The 22786-nt window shown below is 34.6% G+C and carries 22 protein-coding genes; 3 read left to right on the top strand and 19 right to left on the bottom strand.

What is annotated here, in order from left to right; genetic code table 11:
* Nucleotides 1–183 precede the first annotated feature (183 nt).
* Entirely contained in the window at nt 184–2838 is a 2655-nt protein-coding gene (locus BXU10_RS17955; RefSeq protein ID WP_078228935.1) for a TonB-dependent receptor, read from the bottom strand.
* A 192-nt stretch (nt 2839–3030) separates the two neighbouring features.
* Here BXU10_RS17955 and BXU10_RS17960 point away from each other — a divergent pair, with 192 nt between their 5' ends.
* The gene (locus tag BXU10_RS17960; protein ID WP_078228936.1) at nt 3031–3918 is read left to right on the top strand and encodes an S-adenosyl-l-methionine hydroxide adenosyltransferase family protein; all 888 of its coding nucleotides are present in this window, start codon (nt 3031–3033) and stop codon (nt 3916–3918) included.
* Between the two features lie 85 nt (nt 3919–4003).
* Here the strand turns inward: BXU10_RS17960 and BXU10_RS17965 are convergent, their stop codons facing one another.
* The 10 genes from BXU10_RS17965 to BXU10_RS18010 form a co-directional block, all read right to left on the bottom strand.
* Nucleotides 4004–5608 carry a fumarate hydratase gene (locus tag BXU10_RS17965; protein WP_078228937.1) on the bottom strand — a complete coding sequence of 535 codons (1605 nt, stop codon included), beginning with the start codon at nt 5606–5608 and terminating at the stop codon, nt 4004–4006.
* Between the two features lie 69 nt (nt 5609–5677).
* Nucleotides 5678–6424, bottom strand: a complete 747-nt coding sequence (locus tag BXU10_RS17970) for a hypothetical protein (protein ID WP_078228938.1) — start codon at nt 6422–6424, stop codon at nt 5678–5680.
* Nucleotides 6425–6442: 18 nt separating this feature from the next.
* Nucleotides 6443–7882, bottom strand: coding sequence for a nucleoside recognition domain-containing protein (locus BXU10_RS17975; RefSeq protein ID WP_078229256.1), 1440 nt, complete (start codon nt 7880–7882; stop codon nt 6443–6445).
* A 101-nt stretch (nt 7883–7983) separates the two neighbouring features.
* Nucleotides 7984–9060, bottom strand: a complete 1077-nt coding sequence (locus tag BXU10_RS17980; protein ID WP_078228939.1) for a winged helix DNA-binding domain-containing protein — start codon at nt 9058–9060, stop codon at nt 7984–7986.
* Between the two features lie 92 nt (nt 9061–9152).
* Nucleotides 9153–9866, bottom strand: coding sequence for a 3'-5' exonuclease (locus tag BXU10_RS17985; protein ID WP_078228940.1), 714 nt, complete (start codon nt 9864–9866; stop codon nt 9153–9155).
* A gap of 84 nt (nt 9867–9950) precedes the next feature.
* Complete coding sequence (locus BXU10_RS17990) at nt 9951–10175, bottom strand: hypothetical protein (protein WP_031456681.1); 225 nt, start codon at nt 10173–10175, stop codon at nt 9951–9953.
* A 34-nt stretch (nt 10176–10209) separates the two neighbouring features.
* A complete protein-coding gene (locus BXU10_RS17995; protein WP_078228941.1) occupies nt 10210–10686 on the bottom strand; it encodes a methylated-DNA--[protein]-cysteine S-methyltransferase in 477 nt (158 codons plus the stop codon).
* A 203-nt stretch (nt 10687–10889) separates the two neighbouring features.
* Nucleotides 10890–11705, bottom strand: coding sequence for an NAD(P)H-binding protein (locus BXU10_RS18000; RefSeq protein WP_078228942.1), 816 nt, complete (start codon nt 11703–11705; stop codon nt 10890–10892).
* Nucleotides 11706–11870: 165 nt separating this feature from the next.
* Nucleotides 11871–12320 carry a GNAT family N-acetyltransferase gene (locus BXU10_RS18005; RefSeq protein ID WP_078228943.1) on the bottom strand — a complete coding sequence of 150 codons (450 nt, stop codon included), beginning with the start codon at nt 12318–12320 and terminating at the stop codon, nt 11871–11873.
* Nucleotides 12305–13207 (bottom strand): LysR family transcriptional regulator, encoded by a 903-nt coding sequence (locus tag BXU10_RS18010; RefSeq protein WP_078228944.1) that lies wholly within the window; start codon nt 13205–13207, stop codon nt 12305–12307. The genes BXU10_RS18005 and BXU10_RS18010 overlap by 16 nt, the downstream gene beginning before the upstream one ends.
* A gap of 142 nt (nt 13208–13349) precedes the next feature.
* Here BXU10_RS18010 and BXU10_RS18015 point away from each other — a divergent pair, with 142 nt between their 5' ends.
* A complete protein-coding gene (locus BXU10_RS18015) occupies nt 13350–13745 on the top strand; it encodes a rhodanese-like domain-containing protein (RefSeq protein ID WP_078228945.1) in 396 nt (131 codons plus the stop codon).
* A gap of 68 nt (nt 13746–13813) precedes the next feature.
* Here the strand turns inward: BXU10_RS18015 and BXU10_RS18020 are convergent, their stop codons facing one another.
* From BXU10_RS18020 to BXU10_RS18035, 4 genes are read right to left on the bottom strand one after another with little or no spacing between them, the layout of a single operon-like run.
* On the bottom strand, nt 13814–14683 hold the full coding sequence (locus BXU10_RS18020; RefSeq protein WP_078228946.1) for a tetratricopeptide repeat protein: 870 nt from the start codon (nt 14681–14683) through the stop codon (nt 13814–13816).
* Nucleotides 14684–14700: 17 nt separating this feature from the next.
* The gene (locus tag BXU10_RS18025; protein WP_078228947.1) at nt 14701–17112 is read right to left on the bottom strand and encodes a M28 family peptidase; all 2412 of its coding nucleotides are present in this window, start codon (nt 17110–17112) and stop codon (nt 14701–14703) included.
* 9 nt (nt 17113–17121) lie between these two features.
* The gene (locus BXU10_RS18030; protein ID WP_031456673.1) at nt 17122–17469 is read right to left on the bottom strand and encodes a hypothetical protein; all 348 of its coding nucleotides are present in this window, start codon (nt 17467–17469) and stop codon (nt 17122–17124) included.
* A complete protein-coding gene (locus BXU10_RS18035; protein ID WP_078228948.1) occupies nt 17466–18995 on the bottom strand; it encodes a bifunctional GNAT family N-acetyltransferase/carbon-nitrogen hydrolase family protein in 1530 nt (509 codons plus the stop codon). Before BXU10_RS18035 ends, BXU10_RS18030 begins: the two co-directional genes overlap by 4 nt.
* A gap of 176 nt (nt 18996–19171) precedes the next feature.
* Between BXU10_RS18035 and BXU10_RS18040 the strand changes: the two genes are divergently transcribed.
* On the top strand, nt 19172–19495 hold the full coding sequence (locus BXU10_RS18040) for a single-stranded DNA-binding protein (RefSeq protein ID WP_031456671.1): 324 nt from the start codon (nt 19172–19174) through the stop codon (nt 19493–19495).
* Between the two features lie 137 nt (nt 19496–19632).
* Here BXU10_RS18040 and BXU10_RS18045 read toward each other — a convergent pair whose 3' ends face one another.
* From BXU10_RS18045 to BXU10_RS18060, 4 genes are all read right to left on the bottom strand, one after another.
* A complete protein-coding gene (locus tag BXU10_RS18045) occupies nt 19633–20325 on the bottom strand; it encodes a DUF2461 domain-containing protein (RefSeq protein ID WP_078228949.1) in 693 nt (230 codons plus the stop codon).
* Between the two features lie 88 nt (nt 20326–20413).
* The gene (locus tag BXU10_RS18050) at nt 20414–20599 is read right to left on the bottom strand and encodes a hypothetical protein (protein WP_029271150.1); all 186 of its coding nucleotides are present in this window, start codon (nt 20597–20599) and stop codon (nt 20414–20416) included.
* A gap of 79 nt (nt 20600–20678) precedes the next feature.
* Nucleotides 20679–21197, bottom strand: coding sequence for a ferritin (locus BXU10_RS18055; RefSeq protein WP_031456669.1), 519 nt, complete (start codon nt 21195–21197; stop codon nt 20679–20681).
* Between the two features lie 80 nt (nt 21198–21277).
* Nucleotides 21278–22756, bottom strand: a complete 1479-nt coding sequence (locus BXU10_RS18060; protein WP_078228950.1) for a hypothetical protein — start codon at nt 22754–22756, stop codon at nt 21278–21280.
* Nucleotides 22757–22786: the final 30 nt, after the last annotated feature.

Here is a 22786-nt window from a genome sequence, read left to right on the forward strand (position 1 = left end):
TGAATTTGAGTTAGTAAAAACGGAATGCCTCGCAATTTTGCGGGGCTTTCTTATGTAGATTTTCAACTAGTAATTTCAAAAAGAACCGAAGTAAAATAACCGCCTATTTGGGCGGTTATTGCTTTTTTAGACACTTTACTTCTCCGGGGTTTTGCTACTTTTTGCCTTATTTTTGGTTAAAAATTATAAAGTTAAACTCAATCTTCCAAAATAATAAGCCCCTGTAGTTCCCATCTGAACCGGAGCATATTTGAATACTCCGAAATAGCTGTTTTCATAAATTTGTCTATCCGGGAAAATATCAAATAAGTTATTGGTCCCTAATGCAAACTGAATTTTTCGTGTTATTTTATATGCTGCAGTTAAATCAGTTACGACTTTTCCGTCATGTTTCTGAATTCCCCCAAACGGAAAACCATCTCTGGTTACTTCTCCAAAATAAGTATTTCTCAATAAAAAGTTCCATTTGTCTAAACCATAATTAATGGCAAAAGTACCTTTATGTTTTGGAGTATTGGTCTCAATCAAACTTCTTTCCTGCGGACCGTAGTAAACATCTTCCTGACCAACAAATAGGGATGGGATATTGTTTAACTGATCATCAACTTTGTTGTCATTGTAATTGTACAATAACGAAAGATTTAATTTTCCTTTTCCAAGGTTTAAATCATAATCAATAACAACGTCAAGACCATTTGTAGTGGTGTTAATTGCGTTGGTGAAAAAACGTCCGGTTTCAGCTCCATATTGGGCAAACAGTTTGCGAAGTTCCTCAACGGGTTCTCCATAAGCATCGTTTCCTAAATTTCCGGTTAAAATGATTCTGTTGTCGATTTTGATGTGGTAATAATCAGCCGTGATATGTAATTGTTTTGTTGGAGAATAAACAATTCCAAAACTATAATTTTTAGAGGTCTCTTCTTTTAATTTCGGAATTCCGAGTTGTTTTGCAACGTCGCTGTCATTTCTGAAAATACCAGAATTTAGAACTTCTCCATCCACCACATCTGTTGCTATATTGTTAAAATATTGTTGATGTAATGAAGGTGCTCTGAATCCTGAACCAATAGCACCGCGAACTGAAAGGTTGTCCAGAATTTTATATCGGGCAGATAATTTTCCGTTAATTGTATTTCCAAAATCGGTATACTCTTCAAAACGACCGGCAACTCCAACCAATAATTTCTCAGTAACATCAGCTTCAATGTCAGCATAAATTCCAACACTGTTTCTATTCTCGTCTACTGCATTCAAAGGAGAAAAGCCCGGAAATGATTGTGCTCCGCCATCAATGTAAGAAGCTTCTTCACCAGGAACAATTTTATATTTTTCAAAACGATATTCGGCACCAAAAGCAACATTCAATCCATTAAAAATTTCTTTATATAATCTTGATATATCTGCATTTACAGTATTTTGAAGAAAAGAATGATTTCCGGCCTCAAATTTTGTTGGACTTGCATCTCCTAAAGAAACGTTATTCGTATTCGATACTTCGTAAACAAATTTATTTTGTCCGATGGTATTGCTTAAATCCAGCTTCCACTCTCCAAATTTAAATTTGAATCCAAAAGAAGAAGAAAGATCCGTTACAACTGAGTTTAGTTCGGGCTGAAATCCAAATGGAAAAATAGAAGCGACAACATTTTCAGTTTCACTTGGTAAACGTCTGAATCCGTAACCGGTTCCTTTTCTGTGACTGACGCCCCCTGATGTATAAAATTCTATTTGTTCGTTTAATGGAATAGAAGCATTAAAGAAACCCTGAATATTTTGAATTTTAGCGTCTCCAATCTGAAAATTAAAATCATTGCGTTTCAATCCGTTTTGTGCTAATAAATCATCATCTATCTGGCGGGACTGAGCTGGATCATCTGCAAAATCATAAGCAAAAAAGTTTCCCTGAGCCGATTGATCAAAAATAATCAGGTTATGGTTTTGAGAACGGTTTGTCTTTTCACGGTTATTGAACTCTCCCGAAAGATTGATAAAACCTCCTTTGCTTCCAATTTTTGTTCCGTAATTTAGATTTAAATTTGTCGTTTGTCCGTCATTTCTTGAAGTTGAACCATAAGTTGCATTAGCTTCTAAGCCTGTATTATCCTTTAAAACTAAATTGATTACACCAGCGATGGCATCAGAACCATATTGCGCAGCTGCGCCATCACGTAAAACCTCAATTCGCTTAATTGCCGATGCCGGAATTGCGCTTAAATCTGTTCCAACAGAGCCATTTCCAACCGTGTTTTGATAATTTACAAGCGAAGTAGTATGTCTTCTTTTTCCGTTAATTAAAACTAAAACCTGATCAGGCCCTAAACCTCTTAACGAAGCCGGATCGATATGTTCTGTTCCGTCTGCCGAAGATTGTCTGTTGGAATTGAAAGAGGGGATCAAATAAGTCAATATATCGTTTGTAGTGGTTTGCGGGGTTATATTTCTAATTTTAGCTAAATTCACAACATCTACAGGTACTGCAGTTTCAAGTTTACTTTTCTTTGGATTCCGGCTTCCCACAACCACAATTTCATCCAGATTATTGCTTTCAAAGAAGAGCTGAACTTCAACAAAATGATCTCTTGCTACCACTTCTTTTGGTATATATCCAAGTAAGGAAACAATTAAGCTTGGAGAATTTGTTGAGGAAGTAATTTTAAATTTTCCAGATGTATCGGTTGTAACGCTGGTTTGAGAACCTTTAATAAGAACTGTTGCAAATTCTAAGGGATCTCCGTTTTCGTTTGTGACTGTTCCGTTGATTTCGTGATTTTGGGCGAAAAACAAACTGCACGATAAGGTGAAAATCAGTGTAATTATAAGTTTTAGTTTTTTTCTCATAAATTCGTTTGGTTTAAGTATTGTTTTGCAAAGAATAGTTATTCCCTATTAATTACATGGGATAATTAATAAAATACAAATGTAACTGTAAAACATTAAAATTGATTTATAAAATGATGCTTTTTATAAGTTTTATATGTTATTTTTTGATATTTATAAAATACCTTTGCGTAAATTCTAAAAATAAAAAAAATGAAATTACGGTTATTACTTTTTTTGTTTGTCGTTACATTTAATGGCTTTTCACAAAATAACGTATTGGTTTTTCAATCAGATTTTGGTTTGAAAGATGGAGCAGTTTCTGCTATGAAAGGAGTTGCAATGGGAGTTTCAACCGATTTGAAAATATTTGACATAACACACGAAATTCCTGCTTTTAATATTTGGGAAGCAGCATACCGCTTATCGCAAACGGCTCAGTATTATCCTGCGGGAACCGTATTTGTTTCGGTTTGTGATCCTGGTGTGGGTACAGCAAGACATTCTGTAGTATTATTGACAAAATCCGGTCATTATTTTGTAACTCCGGATAATGGAACTTTAACCTTAATCGCTGAGCAATTAGGAATTCAGGAAGTCCGTGAAATTGATGAAGTAAAAAACCGCCGTCAGAATTCAAATGAATCTTATACCTTTCACGGGCGTGATGTATATGCTTTTACCGGAGCCCGTTTAGCTTCTAAAACGATTACTTTTGAAAAAGTCGGTCCTAAACTAGCCAGCGAAGTGGTAAAAATTGATTACCAAAGGCCTGTTTTCGAAAAAGGAATTATAAAAGGAGGAATTCCGATTTTGGATATTCAATACGGAAATGTCTGGACAAATATTGATAAAAAAACATTTGCTAATCTTGGTTTAAAAGCAGGAGATTTGGTTAAAATTCAAATTTTCAACGGAACTAAAAAAGCATACGAAGGAAAATTAAAGTTTGTAAATACTTTTGGAGAAGTTTCAGTAGGAACAGATGTTTGCTATTTTAACAGTCTTTTGAATTTTTCACTAGCTGTAAATCAAGGTAGTTTTTCAGCAAAACATAAAATTTACAGTGGAGCAGACTGGAGTATCCTGCTTAGTAAATAGTCCTTACCATGAAGAAATAAAAAAAACCGCTCAATTTTTATGAGCGGTTTTTTTGTGCATAAACTTATTTGAATGGTATCAAGTGTTATAGATTTTCGAAGAAATCATTCCCTTTATCATCCGTAATGATAAATGCAGGGAAATCCTTTACAGTGATTTTTCGAACAGCTTCCATTCCTAATTCTTCAAAATCTACCACTTCTACTTTTAAGATATTGTCCTGAGCCAAAATAGCGGCCGGACCTCCGATAGAACCCAAATAGAATCCGCCGTATTTGTTGCAGGCATCCGTAACTTGTTTGGTACGGTTTCCTTTGGCCAGCATCACCATACTTCCGCCATGTTTTTGAAATTCATCCACATACACATCCATACGACCGGCTGTTGTTGGTCCAAAACTTCCTGAAGCCATTCCTTCAGGAGTTTTTGCAGGTCCTGCATAATACACAGGATGATTTTTAAAGTATTCCGGCATCGGTTTTCCGGCATCTAATAATTCCTTAATTTTTGCGTGTGCGATATCACGGGCCACAATAACAGTTCCGTTTAGTTTTAAACGGGTTTTGATAGGATATTGTGACAATTTTGCTAAAATATCCGCCATTGGCTGATCTAAGTCAATTTCAACCGGAGCTTCCAGATGAGGTGCTGTTTCCGGTAAAAATTGTTTTGGATTTACTTCTAACTGCTCAAGGAAGATTCCGTCTTTTGTAATTTTTCCTTTGATATTTCGGTCTGCAGAACAGGAAACTCCCAATCCAACCGGACAGGAAGCTGCGTGACGAGGCAAACGGATTACACGTACATCATGCGTAAAATATTTTCCTCCAAACTGAGCTCCGATTTCACTTTCCTGACAGATTTTCTGAACACGCTCTTCCCATTCCAAATCACGAAACGCCTGACCGGCCATGTTTCCTGAAGTAGGCAGATTGTCAAAATATCCTGCGGATGCTTTTTTTACAGTTGCTAAATTTGCTTCAGCAGAAGTTCCGCCAATCACTAAAGCCAAATGATAAGGTGGACAGGCAGAAGTTCCTAAATCCTTGATTTTAGCACGAATGAAAGCATCAAGGGATTTATCGTTTAGTAACGATTTTGTTTGCTGGTATAAATACGTTTTATTTGCAGATCCTCCTCCTTTTGCCATGAATAGAAATTCGTAAGAAGTTCCTTTTTTGGCGTAAATATCAATCTGTGCCGGAAGATTCGAACCTGAGTTTTTCTCTTCAAACATCGAAATTGGAACGATCTGTGAATAACGTAAATTTCGTTTTTGATAGGTATTGAAAATTCCTTTGCTCAGCCATTCAGCATCATCAGCACCGGTGAAAATGCTTTCTCCTTTTTTTGCCATAACGATTGCTGTTCCCGTATCTTGGCAGCTTGGCAATTGCCCTTCGGCAGCCACCGAAGCATTTTGAAGTAAATTGTAAGCCACAAAACGATCATTGTCTGTTGCTTCCGGATCGTCGAGAATATTTCTTAGCTTTTGTAAATGTGTTGTTCTCAACATGAAAGAAACATCTGTTAAAGCTTCTTCAGCTAATAATTCCAATCCTTTTGGATCAACGAGAAGAATTTCTTTGTCTCCAAATTTTTCAAGTTGTACAAAATCTGAAGTAATTTTTCTGTATTGTGTTTCGTCTTTTAAAATAGGATAGGGATCCTGGTATATAAAATCAATCATTTCTTTGTTTTTGGCAAAGTTAAAAATTATTTACCTAAGAAAGAATTTGAATTATAAGTGTTTCGGAGTTTATTGTTGGTTATGAAACTCATTAAAGCTCATCTTTTTTTCAAAATAAGGTTTATCTTTTGCTGAAAGAAGTTTCTTTTTCCAATGAGTTCCCTTTAGTAAAAATGAAATAGAATCAGAATAGGTTACAATTCCCGAATCTTCATTGCTATCATCTCCGGGTTCAAATGAAACTGTCTTGCAATAAAAACTTTCAGGATCTTTTCCTGATGTATTGCTTACAAATTCAGTCCACGTTCCCCAACCGCTGTCTGACATCGATTGCCATTGATGAACAAGCTGTAAATTATGGTTTTTCAGATAGTACAGATAATTTTCATGCGTATAACCGCAGGCAGGATATCCAAAACCAATTTGTATAAAAGAAGAATTTTTGCCTGATGCATTAGTCAAACCTGAGGATCCTCCCCATTCGGCACCTTTCTCGTAATTGTTAATAGTGATTCTTGAAGACGTGATTTTGGTTTTATTCTGATAAAAATCAAGTCTGAATTTCGATGTTAGGATACTGTCCTTATCAGCTTTCAGTTCTGTCAAATTTGCCATAATATGAGTGAACTCGGCATTTTTTTCATTTGAAAGGAAAATGGTATCTGTTTCTAATATATTTTCTTCTGTTTCTGCTTTATCAGTAACAGTGGGAAGTTCTTTTGCTTCAGCAGAATTTACATCTGCAATCAGACTTTTTTTCTGTTCTTTATGACAGCTTGCTAGAATCAATAAGATAAAAAGATGTTTAATTTTCATATTTAAAATCTCCAAATTTTAAAAAAACCAGGTGGCCACAAAAATAGCCGTAATCACACAAATTAAATCAACCAAAAGCATGGTGCCCAAAGCGTAACGAGTATTTTTAATATTTACCGAACCAAAGTAAACCGCAATTACATAAAACGTACTTTCGGCGCTGCACTGAAAAATACTGCTCAGTCTTGCTGTAAGGGAATCTGCTCCAAAAGTATTCATCGAATCAATCAAAAATCCTCTTGATCCCGCAGAACTAAAAGGGCGAAGCATTGCAACTGGCAGTGCATTAGTAATTTCTTTGCTCACTCCCATATTAGAAAAGATAAATCCAATAGCATCACTGATGATTTCGAATAAACCACTGTTTCTAAATAATGAAATAGCAACCAGCATTCCCAAAACATAAGGAAAAATCGTAACTCCAGTCTTAACTCCGTTATTTGCTCCCACTACAAATGTGTCAAAAACTGTCGTTTCATCTTCCTTAAATTTTTTCTCATGTATGAAAGAAAAGATTAGGGTAAAAGCAATTATCGCTACTAATATTAATCCCGAAAGGTTAGAAGTGAAATAGTTTTTCCCGATTAAATCCAAATGGTTTACATACATCAGAAGACCAACAATTGCTGCAATTAAGGTCATTAAACCAATAAGAAGTGAAGCACTTTTAAAATTGATTTTTTGTTTCACTCCCACAATCAGGAAAGCAGCAATAGTTCCGATGAAAGAAGTAATGATACAAGGCAGCATTACATCTGCCGGATTACTGGCATTGGCAGCAGCACGATAACCGATAATTGAAGTTGCAATTAAAGTTAAACCCGAAGCGTGAAGACACATAAACATAATCTGTGCATCACTGGCTTTGTCTTTTTCGGGATTTATTTCCTGTAAACTTTCCATGGCTTTTAGTCCGAACGGAGTTGCGGCGGAATCTAATCCTAAGAAATTCGCGGCAAAATTTAAGGTCATGTAGGATATCGAAGGGTGGTTTTTAGGAATACTCGGAAATACTTTTACAAAAACGGGACTCAGCACTTTGGCTAAATTTCCGGAAGCTCCTGAAATAATCAGAAGTTCCATTAATCCGCAGAAAAATGCTAAATAAGCCATAAGCGGCAGAATTAAATCAAGTAAGGTACTTTTACAAGTTGGCAGTAAACCATCTGATTTTTGAAGACCGCTGTAGATTTTTACGGTTTTGTTTTTATAAACATAGGTTGTATCGGAATTTAGCGTGTCACGATTTACAATCATGGTCTGTTCCGGCGCATTTTTAATGCTGTCTTTGATGAAAGCGGGAAGTTGTTCAACGTATTTTTCAGAAACCAAAATCGGATCATCTTTTTTTCCATTCAAAATAGAATCAATAGTATACGTGTTGGCAGTAAATAAACTCACCACAATAAACACAATCGAAGAAATAAAAATCGTTAACCAAAATCTGCTTAATACCATAATTGTAATTTTTTGTAAATGTAATAAATCAATTGCAATGACAATTACAAAAGTCAATTTCGTGGTTTAAGGCAAATTGATTTAGGTGAGTTTTTGAATTTTCATTCAATCACAATTTTAGTTTCCAGATAATTTCCGAAAGATTTGATTCCTTCAAAAAGTAACTTTTTTTTGCTCATTTCGGTTTTAACGAAAAACTCTGTTTCAATTTTGGCATGATCTTTTTTGATGGTTCTTTTCCAGGTTCCAATGACTTTTCCGTTTTCTACAATTGTGGGTTTAAAAATGCCGTTTTTGGTAAAAGCTTTTGGCTGATGTTCTAATAAAATAGAAGATTCGCGGTTTTTATACGAAATTAAATACTCGTCAAAAGCGGCAAGAAAATGTACGCTTTCGCGGAAATTATGAGGATTAGGACATGCATTACTTAACCAATATTGCTGATTATCAATAGTTATACTATTTAATTGCAATTTAATTGCATTAATTGCAGATTTGCAAATTGTTGTAGAAAAACCGGACCAGTGTGAAAAATCTGCAACTGTTGCCGGACCACGGCTTTCAAAATAACGTTGGGCAAGTTTGGCCAAAGCTTCTTCTTTGGTTAATTTGGTTTTTGGTTTAGGGACCCTTTCTTCAAGTAAGGTATATGTCATTTTTTTGCCTTTCATTTTTCCGTTGCAGACTAAACCATCTAATTCTGCATACATCATGATTAAAACAGGACTTAATTTATAATCGCCGGAAATTTTTTTGACATTAAGTTCCTGTATGATTTCTTCCCGGGTTAAATGATTGTTTCCGGCCAGTATCTTTTCTATAGCTGAGTTGATCTTGTCAAATTCCTTTTCGTCACAGCCATATTTTTTAGTTTCGGCAATAATAATACGTTTCACCTGAGGGCCGGAAACATCGAGCATCCAGTAAATATCTTCTGCTGAAACCAAATGCCAGGTTGGACGTAAAATATGGATTCGGATTATTTTTCCTGAACTAATGGCTTCTTCGATTTCCTTTTCAGTAGCATCACAACGGGAGCCAATTGCCCATTTTGCCATTTCGTAATCCTGAGCCTGCATGGCGCCAAGATGTTGTACAATTTTTTCAGGTGAATTATGACTTGTTTTATCCAGTTTTTGCGAAATGAGACGATGATTTGAAATTTCGTGATGTGTCATACTTGCTTTTTTTTAACCATATAAGTTATATAAGTCATTTAAGACTTTCCATTTCAAAATCTTAGTATGTTAGAACCTTAGCAACTAAAAATCTATACATGAATAATTTCCTCCTCAATCAATAAATCCTCACGTCTTAAACGAAGGAAAATCTGTGCTACGGCAATGGTGTCTTTTTCACAATAGGTAATAATTCTGTCAATGTCTTTCTCCACATAAAAAACATATGCTACCTGGCTTCCGTCGATATCACCTTTTGGAGAAGGGACTCCAAGAATTTTCGTCAGTAATTTTAAAGAAGTAAAATGTTTGTAATCGCCAAACTTCCATAATTCTAAAGTATCCAAATGCGGAATTTCCCATGGCTTTTTGCCGAATAAATTCAGTTTATCCGGAATCGCAATTTGGTTGATAATCATTCGGCGTGCGAGAAACGGAATATCAAATTCCTTGGCATTATGCCCGCACAAAAGATGCTGTGGCTGATTGAAATGATTGTTCAGCAGATTATTAAAGTCTTTCAGGATCTTTTTTTCTTCTCCAAAAAAAGAAGTTACCCTGAAATTTCGAATATCTCCTTTGATCGTAAAGTAACCAACCGAAATACAAATTATCTTTCCGAACTCTGCCCAGATTCCGGCACGATCGTAAAATTCTTCTGGGGTAAAATCTTCTTTTCGCTGATATTGTGTTTTCAAATCCCAAAGGGATTGCATTTCCGAATCAAGTGAATTAAAGTTTTCTTCTTCAGGAACGGTTTCTATATCAAGAAATAAAATGTTGTTGAGGTTTATTTTTTCAATCATTTTTGGAGACTTCTTAGATATTTGATGGTTAGACTTGCTTAGATTTTTTTACAAATATCTGTAAAATTCTTACTATTTTTAAATTTATTTTATGAATTTACAATTAATGCCAAGTTTGTCTGCTTCTTTCAAAAAATATTTGGCTAAGTTTTCATTATCTATTTCCAGAATTATTTGAATATCTTCCAAAAGGTTGTCGAAATTAGTTTTACCCTCTTTGAGATCTATTCCTAATATTTCTTTTTGCAGCTTTACAAACGAAACTCCCTTTATACCTTCTCTCCAGCTTTCTAAAACTATTTTAGCCATAATTTTATATATGAATGATTAATATAAGTTATGACTAAAATAAACTTTGCTGTGCAGAAGGACTTTCGTGCTCCAAAAGCCATTTTTTGCGCCATATTTCTCCTGCATAACCCGTAAGAGATCCGTTTGTACCAATAACCCGATGACACGGAACCACAATCCAAAGCGGATTTTTACCATTTGCCGATGCTACAGCCCGAATCGCTTTTACATCTCCAAGCTTTTTAGTCTGATCCATATAACTTACTGTTTTCCCATACGGAATTTCCAGTAAGGCTTTCCAGACTTTCTGCTGAAATTCTGTTCCTTGTGGATTTAGTTTTAAGTCGAAATCGGTTCTTTTACCTTCGAAATAGTCATTGAGCTGCAAAACTGCCTCCTGTAAAACTTCGGGAATAGTTTCTGAAACTTCATTTGTTCCAACATCAGAAACGGAGATTACAGCGATACCATTCTCATCTCCAACGATTTTGGTGATTCCAAGAGGGGAATTGATATAAACTGTTTCCATGATTTTTGGTTTTAACCGCAAAGACCCAAAGTTCGCAAATATTTTTGAACGATATAAAATTTAAGTTTAAGTGTTTTGCTTTACTTATATAAAATTAATGACTGGCTGAGCGGAGTCGAAGCCTTTTGTTTTCATAAGCCTTCGACTCCGCTCAGGATGACAATAGTGTTAGGAGGTAATAAAACTTAAATAATTTATATAGTTTAATAATCTTCCAGTCTAAATTTATAGTTTAAAACGGTTTCAATTTTCGCGCTTGAAATAACCTTTTTACTATTAGATTTCCCAGCACTAAACTTCGGTAAAATCAGGTTTTGTTCTTTTGCTTTTTGTGTATAATACTCCTCTCTTGTTGGATGAAATGGCGCAACAGCATTAAAAACGTCGTTCCATTTAGATTGGTTTATGATTTCTTCAATGATGCTGATGCAATCGTTTTGATGAATCAGATTTACGGGAGCATCTGCATTTGCTAAGTTTTCTTTTCCTGACAAGGAAGTCACAGGATGACGATCTTCTCCAATTAATCCGCCGAAACGCAGAATAGTAGTTTCGAAGTTTTGATTTCTCTGTAAAATTGCTTCTGATAAAAGCAATTGCTTGCCACTTTCGGTTTCGGGATTTGGATTTGTTTCTTCCGTAATCAAATTATTTTCATCGCCATAAACTGAAGTTGAACTTACAAAAAGCACTTTTTTAACGGAAGATTTTTCTATAAACGGAATCAGGTTTTTGATTTTTTCGACAAAAACTTTCTTTTCTGAATCTGGATTGGCAGCTCTCAGTTTTGGCGGAATATCAATAATCAGGATTTCGCTTTCTGCTAAAAAATCAATGATGCTTTCAGAAACGCTTTCGCTTTCAAGTGCAACTAAAAATGGATTTACCCCGGCGTCTTTTAAAATCGGAAGTTTATTTTCTGAAGTTGTGGATCCATTTACTGAATTTCCTTTTTCGATTAGTCTTTTTGCCAGTGGAAGCCCTAACCAACCGCATCCCAGTACACTTATTTTTGTCATTTTTTAAGATTCAAAATAGAAAAGCTTTTTTCTTTCTCGCAGATTTGCTTCGCCAGTTCGCTATCGCTCGAGTGGCAGATTTAGCAGATTGATTTTAAAATAATCTGCGAAAATTAGCTTAAATTTTTTTAAATCTGCGTTAAAAAAAAATACAAGATTAATATTTTACAAAGTTAAAGTAAATCGGACTTTTTCTTTTCCTTTTGCACCAATTCTGTTGTAAAATTTAATGGCCCTTGTGTTGAATTCCGGTGTTTGCCACTGCATATTGATGCAGTTATTTTTGATTCCGATTTCTTTTAGTTTTTCGATTAAAACTTCGCCAATTCCAAAACTTCTTACTTCTTCTTCCAGAAATAAACAATCCATATACAAAAAACAAGAAGCATCCCAGGTTGAAAAATCAAAAGTAAAGGATGTGTAACCCACAATTGTTTCTTTCGTGGCAACAACTAAACAAAACAATTTTGGATTTTCATTAAAAAGAGCGTTTTTCAAACCTTGTTCTTTTCCTTTCGGAGAAAATTCGGCTTTTTCAAATTCAGCATGTTTTTGGCATAAAATGACCAGTTTGGGTAAATCGGCTATTTCGCAGTTTCTTATTGAATATTCCATTGAAGATTGATTTCTGTTTGCAGAAAGCTGATAAAATGATTAAAATAATCCGGATAATTCTCATTGGCTCTTGTGGCAATAAAGTGTTTTCTCTTCAAACCATTTTTCCCAACTTTAATCGCTTTGATCTGACTGGATTTTAAATGCGGCTGAACTGCCCATTTTGCCATTGACATTACACCCATATCGGCTTTGACCATTTCCAGGGACGCTTCTGTCAAAGGCATTGGCGTTATTTTTTTCGGACTCACTTTGGCTGGAGCCAAAAGAAACTGATGAATGGTAACAGTTTCCATTGGGAGCGAATGGATAATGAGATGTTCATTGATGAAATCTTCTGCAACAACATATTTTTTATCGGCCCAGGGATGATTCTCAGAAACGACCATCATAACCTCGTCCTGAAACAGTTCTGTGTATTTGATAGTATTGTCTTTAATCGGATCGCTTATAATAGCAATATCAATGGTGTTGTCTAAAAGTTTCTGCAATGGTATATGAGTGGCTTCGATCACAATTTTAAGTTCCACATTAGGATATAAAAGATGAAACTGTTTCAAAACTGACGGAAGCCAGTGATAACTCGAAAAACATTCAGTACTGATTCTAATTTCGCCATATTCTCCAAAAACCATTTGTTTGATTTGGCTTTCGGTTTCTGACAGTTTGTTCAGGATTTCATTGGCGAGATCGTAGATTTTTTCGCCGGCTTTGGTCAAAACCAGTTTTTTATTGGTTCGTAAAAAAATGGCTGTTCCCAATTGATATTCTGCTTCTTTGAGCTGATGACTCAAAGCCGATTGTGTCAGGTGAAGTTTGTCAATCGCTTTGGTAATGCTTCCTTCTTCGACAATTGCTTTTATCAATTTTAAGTGACGTATTTCCATTTTCAGTGATTAATACACAAAGAAACAAAAAATTAGATTGGCTTTTGTATGAAAAAAAATAATGTTCTGCATGAATTCTTTTCGTTTTTATGAGAGGTAAAACCATCCTAATTTTGAAAAAATAAACTTTAAAACATTAAATATGGAAGCACAGATTAAACATTACGAAAATAAGCTGGCCTTTGAAATGGATCCGTCAGATTTATTTGAAGCGCTGAACGATGGAGAAAACATAATTGTAATAGATGCCCGAAGAGCTTTTGGCTACGACGAGGAACATATTCCAAACGCGCTTAATATTCCACACCGCGAAATGAATTTAGAAACCACACAGCATTTAGATAAAGATGTTTTGTATGTTACCTATTGTGCCGGAATTGGGTGTAATGCCTCAACAAAAGGAGCTCTAAATATGACCAGACTAGGATTTAAGGTAAAAGAATTAATTGGCGGACTGGAATGGTGGAAAATCGATGGTTATGCAACCGAAGGCGAAAAGGGAGTCAAGGAAGGATTGAAGGTTGAATGTGCTTGTTAAATATAAAAGGCAGACTTTTTCATTAAGTCTGCCTTTTGAAATTGTTCTGAACGATTTAAGAGAAATATTTATTCTATTTTAATATCGTTTTGCTCAGCAACTTTTTTGAATAGATCTTCTTTGTTTTCGCTTTTCATTTTCTGATAAATACCGCCTATAATTTGCTCTGTGTCTTTTACGTAGTCAGATTTGCCAATAGTATAAATACGATGTGCTTTAAAAATATTGTCTAAAGCTTTTTCAGAATCATTGAGGGCAAGATAATTTTTTCCTGCTCCAAAAAAGCCTTCTGCATTATTAGGGTCAGACTTTATCAGTTTTTCATAATAAGTAATAGCTGTTTTATAATCTGTTTTTAAACTGTACACAACGCCAATATTTACTAAAGCAAAATCACCTTCAGGGTAAATTTCGAGTGATTTTTTATAATATTTGATTGCATTGTCATAATCTTTTAATTGTCTGTAACACATCGCAATGTCGTCCAAAGCCAAAACAAATTTTGAATCTTTTTTTAGAGCTATTTGGAAAGATTCAATCGCCAGTTCATATTTTTGGTCACGCATAAAGTCTTTAGCAATAATATAAGAGTTTTGTGCCTGTTCGTTTTTTGAATGAGTATAAAAGGGGCTTGGATTGCTTATTACTGGTTTAGTCGTAATTTTACCGCAGGTTTTACTTAAAATCTCAGCTGTTTTTTTTAAAAGGCTCTGAATTCCTTCAACTGTATTTATGGATTCTCTAACCTTTGTGTCTTTGTCATCCATAACAACCTGAGTCATGGATTCACTTATACAGCTTGTGTAAATTTCGTCAGTTATTTCAGCTTTTTTGCTTAGACAGTCGCATGTCAGTTTCGCTATTTTTTCTTCAATCGTTTGAGAAAATCCGTTATGGGAACTTACAGAAATTACAAAAATCCAAAATAGTTTTTTCATAAATACGGTTTGAATGATTATTGATTTATGACTTCTTTTTTAACTTCCATTACTGGCGCCAGACTATCTGTTTTGACTGTAGTACTATCAATTACCGGAGCAGTTTCTATTGGTTTTACCGGCGCTGGATGTCTTTTAATTTTTTGCTGAATCAAAACAGCATCATTTAAAACAAAAGCTTTAGGCATCATCCAGTTGCTTCTTGGTTTGATATTAAACAGCGGATTGGTCATTAAATCGAAAGAGCTTTCGATCAAATCCATATCAAAAACAGAAGATTTATTAATAACGAATTCCATCACAAGAGGTTCATTAGATACAACATAGTAGCATAAAATTTTGCTGTCCTCTCTCTTTAAAAGATTTCCTTTTTGTCCGGACGTTGAAACGCCATTGGCTTTAAAGTTATAAAACGTCATTTTTGGATTTGCATAAATATCGTAGCGATTGACTTTACGGTTTGGCGTAATTTTTATTTTCAGATATCTTTTACTTCCTATAACGCTGTCTCTTACAAAGGAAATAGTTGGTTTTAGTACTTCTATATTAGGAGCAATGGCGCTATACGTAAAAGCAGAATTGTACTTGCTTGCAATTGGAAGACGGTTTAGACCTATTGCTTTTTGATTCATATTTCCCAGATATGTTTTAGTCCATTCATCCAGATTGATATCATAAGTTGTCCAGACGGCAGAATCAGTATCAGCGTTATAAACGTATAATAAACTATTTGATTTTGCCTTTCCGGGTTCATAATCTGAGTGATATCCGGCATAAACAAAAAAGCTGATCGATATGATAAGGAAAAGTATAGTCCAGGCACCTTTTCTATAAAATGATCCAAATAGCGGGAGTAATAATCCGAAAAGCAATACCGTAAGAACTGAACTTCCGTAAAGGATTTTTAAACCTAAACCAATTGGAAACGTGATGATAAACGGTGCTAGAATTGCTAATGCAGGAATGCTGAATAACAAGTTTAGACCTATGCTGTAATGTTGGGTAAGGACAAAAAATCCAAATAAAAAAATTCCAAAGTAAACAGGAATAATCAGGAATCCTGCTCCCGTTAATTGATTGGCTAAAACGATATTGATGATAATCCATAGCAATAACGGCGCTACGAAATGATTCATCGTAATTTTTGCTTCAGAAAAATGATGGTAAAAAGCAAAACAAATGGCAATACTAAGTGTTACAAAGGCGCCAATGTAGGCATGACCATTATAAGTAAAACCATTTAGCAGATCAGTGTATTGCGGATAAATTTGCAGGACGATTTTCCAGCCTAAAAAAGTGACCAAACCAGCAATAATCATGGAACCTAGCAAAGGAACAAATCCTTTAAAAATTTCCCTGAAAGAAATGAGGTGTTTTACTTTTCCAACGAAAATAAAGAAGAAAAGTAGTCCTAAAGCAATAATGCTCATTGGGAAAACCCATGAAAAAGGATAATTTATGAAGAATCCGAACGGAACACTAAAATAAACATTGTCCTGTGTAGTGTGAGTAGAGTTTAAATCAATATTAGAGAAGTATTTTAATAGCGGCATCAAATATGATCCCTGATGTGTTAATGTAGTTTTGTTTAAATGCTGAATATCATCTTGCTGGGTGTGATAATTATAATGACCATCAATAAAAGCAAAGTTGAAACCCTGAATGTTTCCCTGTTCTCTAAAAACAGTTAAATCGGTGTCATTTGGAAGCATTTTGTAAATACTGTACATTAGCGAGTTTGAAACCGGATATTTTGCTTTGGCATTCGAAAATTCTTTTACAAGAGCCTGGTTTCCTTTATTGGTTTCCATCAGCATATAGCTTGGTCCGGACGAACCTCTTGCTTCAAAATTTAAAACCAGGCCAACCTCTTTTGCCCACGGATGCTGATTCACAAACAGGGCAGCGCCGTTTAAACCCAGTTCTTCAGCATCAGAAAAAAGGATAATAATATCGTTTTTATGCTTTTCATTAGCGTATAAAAAAGCCCGTACGCCTTCAAGGATTGTGGCAACTCCTGAAGCATCATCACTTGCTCCTTTAGAAAAAGAATGCGGTGCGCTGTCATAATGTGAGAGTAATAATAGCGCTTTTGAATTATCAGTTCCTTTTATACGGGCCAGAATGTTTTTGGATTTTACCAAAAGACCTTTGTCATTCAGTGTAAAACCTTCCTGAATCGAGGTTTCGAGACCAATTCTGTTTAATTCAAGTTTAAGGTAATTAGCAACTAACTCATGATTGGTAGAACCAACAAAATGGGGCTTTTGGGCTATAATCTGAACCTGATTTAGTGCTCGTTCTGTTGAGAATTCGGCAAGAGCTTCTTCATCTTTAGAAATATACTGGGGCATCATAGAGGCAAATATGATGGACAGAATTGCTAAGACTCCTAAGAAAGCCAGAATTGAAGTAGGATTTTTTTTCATATTGTGGTATTAAATTTCTTTTTTTACGAGCATAAAATAATCATTGTCCAAAGACCGATATCCCTGATCGTACAGAAAATAGTAGGTATTCCCTGTTTTGGTCTGCAAGATATTGGTAAAGAAATCAAAATCAAAACCTTTATTGAGCATTTTATCACGTGTTGCTTTTGATTTTCCTTCCGAATTTAATTCAGACAAAATACGGTAATTTTTACGCAGTTTGTTGTTTACATTGCGCATAAAATTCGTGCTGTCTTTATTTATTTTATTGTTGTAGGCATTGCGGCAACTGTCTGAGCAAAATTTTTTATCTTCCCGGCCTACAATTTTTTCGGAGCATTCGAGGCATGTTTTCATGAATCAATTTTCTTTATTTCATATAAGTCTGTTCTTCTATCTTTCAGCGTATGTACACTTCCATGTTCATGCAGTTCTTTTAGTAAATTCAAATCAACATCAACAATAAGTGTCATTTCGGTGTTTGGAGTGGCTTCGGCTTTGATACCGTTGCTCGGAAAAGCAAAATCCGAAGGCGTAAAAACGGCTGCCTGCGCATATTGAATATCCATATTATTTACTTTCGGAAGATTCCCCACGCAACCAGCAATCGCCACATAACATTCATTTTCGATGGCACGTGCCTGCGAACAATGTTTTACACGGGTATATCCATTTTGAGTATCGGTCAAAAAGGGTACAAAAAGAATGTTCATTCCTTCATCTGCAAGTAATCGTGGGAGTTCCGGAAATTCGACATCATAACAAATCAGGATTCCTATTTTACCGCAATCGGTATCAAAAGTTTTAAATTGGGATCCGCCTTTCATTCCCCAGTGTACCACTTCGTTTGGTGTGATATGAATTTTGGTATACATTTCGGAAGTTCCGTCTCTTTTGCATAAAAAACCAACATTATACAAATTACCGTTTTCCAAATAAGGCATACTTCCGGTAATAATATTGATGTTGTAAGAAATAGCAAACTCCTGAAAACGTTTCCTGATAGGATCAGAATGTCGGGCAAGCTCCCGAATTGCATTGGCTTCAGATAAATGATTGTAATCGGCCATTAAAGGCGCAATGAAAAGTTCCGGGAAAAGGGCAAAATCACTTCCGTACCCAGAAACCACATCAATAAAAAACTCTGATTGCTCAAAAAATTCTTCCAGGTTATTCAATTGACGCATTTGCCATTGTACAAGTCCAAGGCGAATAACACTTTTTTCGAGATTAATCAGTTTGGGACTTTCATCATAATAAACATTGTTCCATTCCAGAAGAACGGCAAATTCCTTAGACTCTTCGTCACCTTCCAGATAGTTTTTGATAATCCGCAAAACGTGAAAGTCGTTACTTAGCTGAAATGAAAGTACAGGATCATGTAATTCCTTGTGCTTTACTTTGTCGATGTAGTTTTTTGGCGTCATCTTTTTAGAATGCTGCGCATAATGTGGAATTCTGCCTGCAAAAACAATTGCTTTAAGGTTCAATTGTTCGCATAATTCTTTTCGGGCATCGTACAAACGTCTTCCTAAACGAAGCCCGCGATAATTTGGATGGATAAAAACATCTATTCCGTATAAGATTTCTCCGTTTGGATTGTGAGTCGAGAAAGAGTAATCACCAATAATTTGTTTGTAGTTGTGTTTTTTGTCTACTAATTTTTCATCAAGAATTAATGATAATGCAGATCCCACTACTTTTCCATCAACTAAGATAACCAGCTGACCTTCGGGAAATATAGAAAGCAATTTTTCGATTTCATCAGCTTCCCAATATGAATTGGCCATTTCAGGATAGGATTCCACCATTGAATTCTTTAACTGTTTATAGTCATCAAATTCTAAATTTCTTAATTCTACCTTATTTATTTGAGTCTGCATGTGGTGTATTTCTCTCAAATATAGTAAAATATTTCCATTTACAAACGGTTACAAACAGTTACAACCGAAAGTAAATAGTTTGCTACCGACTAATCTTTGAAACCCGTCACATCTTTGCACTGTTGAATTTGACGAACGAATTCGATTTTATATAACCCTTAAAAATAGTATACGCCATGAAAAACAAAGTACAATTAATCGGTAATGTAGGTAATGATCCAGAAATCAAAACATTAGACAGCGGAAGAAAATTAGCGCATTTAAGTATTGCTACTAATGATAAATACACCAATGATAAAGGTGAAAAAGTAGAGCAAACCGAATGGCATCGTGTTACTGCATGGGGCAAAACTGCCGAAATTATCGAAAAATATGTTGTAAAAGGAAAAGAAATCGCCGTTGAAGGAAAACTAACCCACAGAAGCTACGATGATAAAAACGGAGAGAAACGCTACGTTACAGAAGTTGTTGTAAACGAAATTTTATTGCTTAGCAAGTAATGTTTTTATTTGTTGGTTAAACCTGACAGGCTTTAAAACCTGTCGGGTTTTTTATTATCATTAAACATAATCCTTAGAGAAGGGGCTTCGACTCCGCTCAGCCTGACAACTTTTAATTCTAATCATAAAAGATATAATTATAAAATCGAAGCGCCGTTTATGTCAGTAGTGAGTATTTCGCTCATATAATCAAAAAAGGGTCTCATATTCTGCATGGTTTCCAAAGCCTGTCCTAAAAACTGCGGACTCAAAACCTCATCATCTGTAAAACGTTTAATAATCAAAAACTGTTTAAAGCGAAGTAAATCAATAGCTTTATGATTGATGTCAAAACCTTTTGGTGCTGTTTTGAGCTGTTCTCCCTGTAAAGCTCTAAAAGTATTTCTAAAAACTTTTGAATTTAGTATTTTTTTAAATGATTCAGAATCATGGTCAAATTCGGTTCGAATGCGTTTTAAATCTGCTGCATTGGGTCCCCAAAAGCCGCCGGCAAAAAAACTGTTTCCTTTTTCAAGATGAAAATAATAACCACCACGTCTTGCCGCTGTTGCGCGTGTATAACTGCCTCCCCAAAAAGTTTTAAACGGAGTTTTGTCTTTAGAAAAACGAATATCACGATAAATTCGGTACACACTTTTTTTGCCTGAACGGGTTTCCAGAACATCTGTTTTAGAAAGTTCGTGAAGTAAAGCCTCTGCAAAAGTTTCAATATGGTTTAACTCGATTAGATATTCTTGTTTATGCGCTTCGAACCAGGATTTGTTGTTGTTTTCTTTAAGCTGCTGCAAAAAATCAAGAGCAGATTGTGGAATTATGATTTGGTTTTCCATATAAATTTTAGTCTTTAAAAATAAGAAGTTGACCGCAATTCAAAACTAAAAAACCCACCGAAAAATTGGGTGGGTTTTGTCTATATCGTTAAGCAGTCTTTTTGAATAAATCAAACATAGGACAGCGTGAGCAGCGTTTCTTTTCACTTTTTTTGTATTTCTCACAGCAAGAAGATTTACAGTTTTCAATCTTCTTAATTTTATCAAGGATATCTTTGTTTTTCTTTTTCTTCTTATCCTTTTTCTTGTCCTTGTCTTTTTCTTTCTTGCTCAATTTTCCTCTGTATTAAAAACAGTGACAAATATAAAAAGAAAATATTATTTTTATATATTCTAAATAAATTTTAACTTTTTTATTTTGGGTTAATAGCAATTGAGCTCGTAACGGTTAACTGCTGAATATCACGATCGAACAGGTAAAGTCCGCCTTTGTCTTCACCAATTAAGTTGATTTTGTCCAGAATAGATTTAGCTGTAGCTTCTTCCTCGATTTGTTCAGAAACATACCATTGTAAGAAATTATGTGTAGCATAATCTTTTTCTTCAAAAGTGATGTGTACCAATTCGTTGATAGATTGCGAAACAAAAAGTTCGTGATTATAAAGCTCCTCAAACATTTCTTTAAAAGTAGAATACGATATTCTAGGTGCTTTTAAATCTGTAATCTGAGCATGTCCGCCACGTTCGTTTACATATTTTACCAATTTAAGCATATGTGCACGCTCTTCGTCTGACTGGGTGTACATAAACTGAGCGATTCCTTCTAATCCATGTACTTCAGCCCAACAAGCCATTGAAAGGTACGTTTGAGAAGATTCTGCCTCTATACGGATTTGTTTGTTTAAAGCCGTTTCAATATTTTTTGATAACATAATAGATGTCTTTTTTGTAAAGTTAAAAAAAATAATTCAAACCATTTTTTGGATATCTGAAAAACATAAGAACATTTCGATTAATTCTTAGTCGATTTAAGGTTATCAAAAGAAATAGGCTGTGAGAAAATGGCTTTATTAATGATTGAATTTTTTTCTTCATAATAAAACCCGTCTGTAAATTTCCGCATTATGTATTGCTTTGAAGCTATATCATAATAGCTCAAAATGTAATAATCTTTTAGTTTAAGAATATTTTGCAGCGAAATATTTTTATTGATACTTAAATAATAAAAAACATTATCAATAGCCAAAGGTTCTGATTGTTTGTTTTTTACAAATTCTAAATCCGAATTAAGCATAGCATCAAAATAAGCCATTTTACTTGAATATTCAGAGTAGCCTCCAAAGTCATTATCAAAAAAATCTGCCAGTAAATTGCTCTGTATGTTATCAAAACCTGAAATCTGATATTCTACAAATCCGCCAAAAGATATTGATGTATTTTTCTTGTTTTTAAAAACTGTTATTCCTGCATTTAATGTTGAAAGCTGTTTTAAAAACTTCTCAGTAGTTTTTACCTCCTGAGGATTTTTATCGTTTATCTGTAAAAAGAAGGGTGAATTTTTAAAATTAACGGAGTCTTTTTTTGAGACAGAGAGGCTTTTAAGTGTTTTGCCTGAATCAAAATCTTTGATGTCAAACAATAGTTCTTCTTTGCCTGCCTTGATTTGCATTAATTTGTTTTCGTAAAAAAAAGAGTTGGAAGTTTTTGATGGTGTTTTAGAGACAGGCTGATTGAAATTTTTCTCGGTAACATCTACAGTGATAGTATTTAGATCTAAAACGTGGGTCTTTTTTAAACTGTAATCGAATGTCAAAAAAATATGATCGCCTGATACATACATTTTGGTTTTTTTAATCGTTTTATCTAAGGTATTAAAACTATCAGGATCTATTTTTTCAATTGGGTAATATCGGATAACGGTATTGAAAGCCAAATTCTGCTCTTTATCATTCTGAAACAGGATTCCGGATAAATCAAACATTTTTACTTCGGCCTTTCCATTATTAAATTCATAGAGTATCAGATGCTGCCTATTTGTTTCCTTACAAAGCATATAAAAATTATTGTTTTTTTGGTAAGTCGTTATTACATTTTCGTTGTTTGGTGACAAATCAAAATTTAAAGCTTTTGAAGTTTTTGTTTCCAGATAATATTTAATAATTCGGATGTTTCTTAAATTATTTGTGGCCCAATAAAGCAGAGGATTTCCGTCATCCCCAATACTATGACCAATTAAAGACCTGTCTTTTTCCATTTTTATAGAATCGGTAAATTGATTTTTGAGGAAAAGAGATTTATTGTATTTTAAGATATTAATGTATTTATCATCTGCTGCAAAAACATAAATGTCATTAGTTTTTACATCTTCAATATTGAGTATCTGACCATTTTCTAAAGGCCTGTTTAGGTTTAATGAAAAAGAATTTAATACTGTCTGGCTGAATGAGACAGCATTATAAAAGACGTATAAAATAAGGAATAGTTTTTTCATATCGTTTTACGCTCAAATATTGTTCCGTTT

Source organism: Flavobacterium sp. LM4 (assembly GCF_002017935.1).
Taxonomy (GTDB): Bacteria; Bacteroidota; Bacteroidia; order Flavobacteriales; family Flavobacteriaceae; genus Flavobacterium; species Flavobacterium chungangense.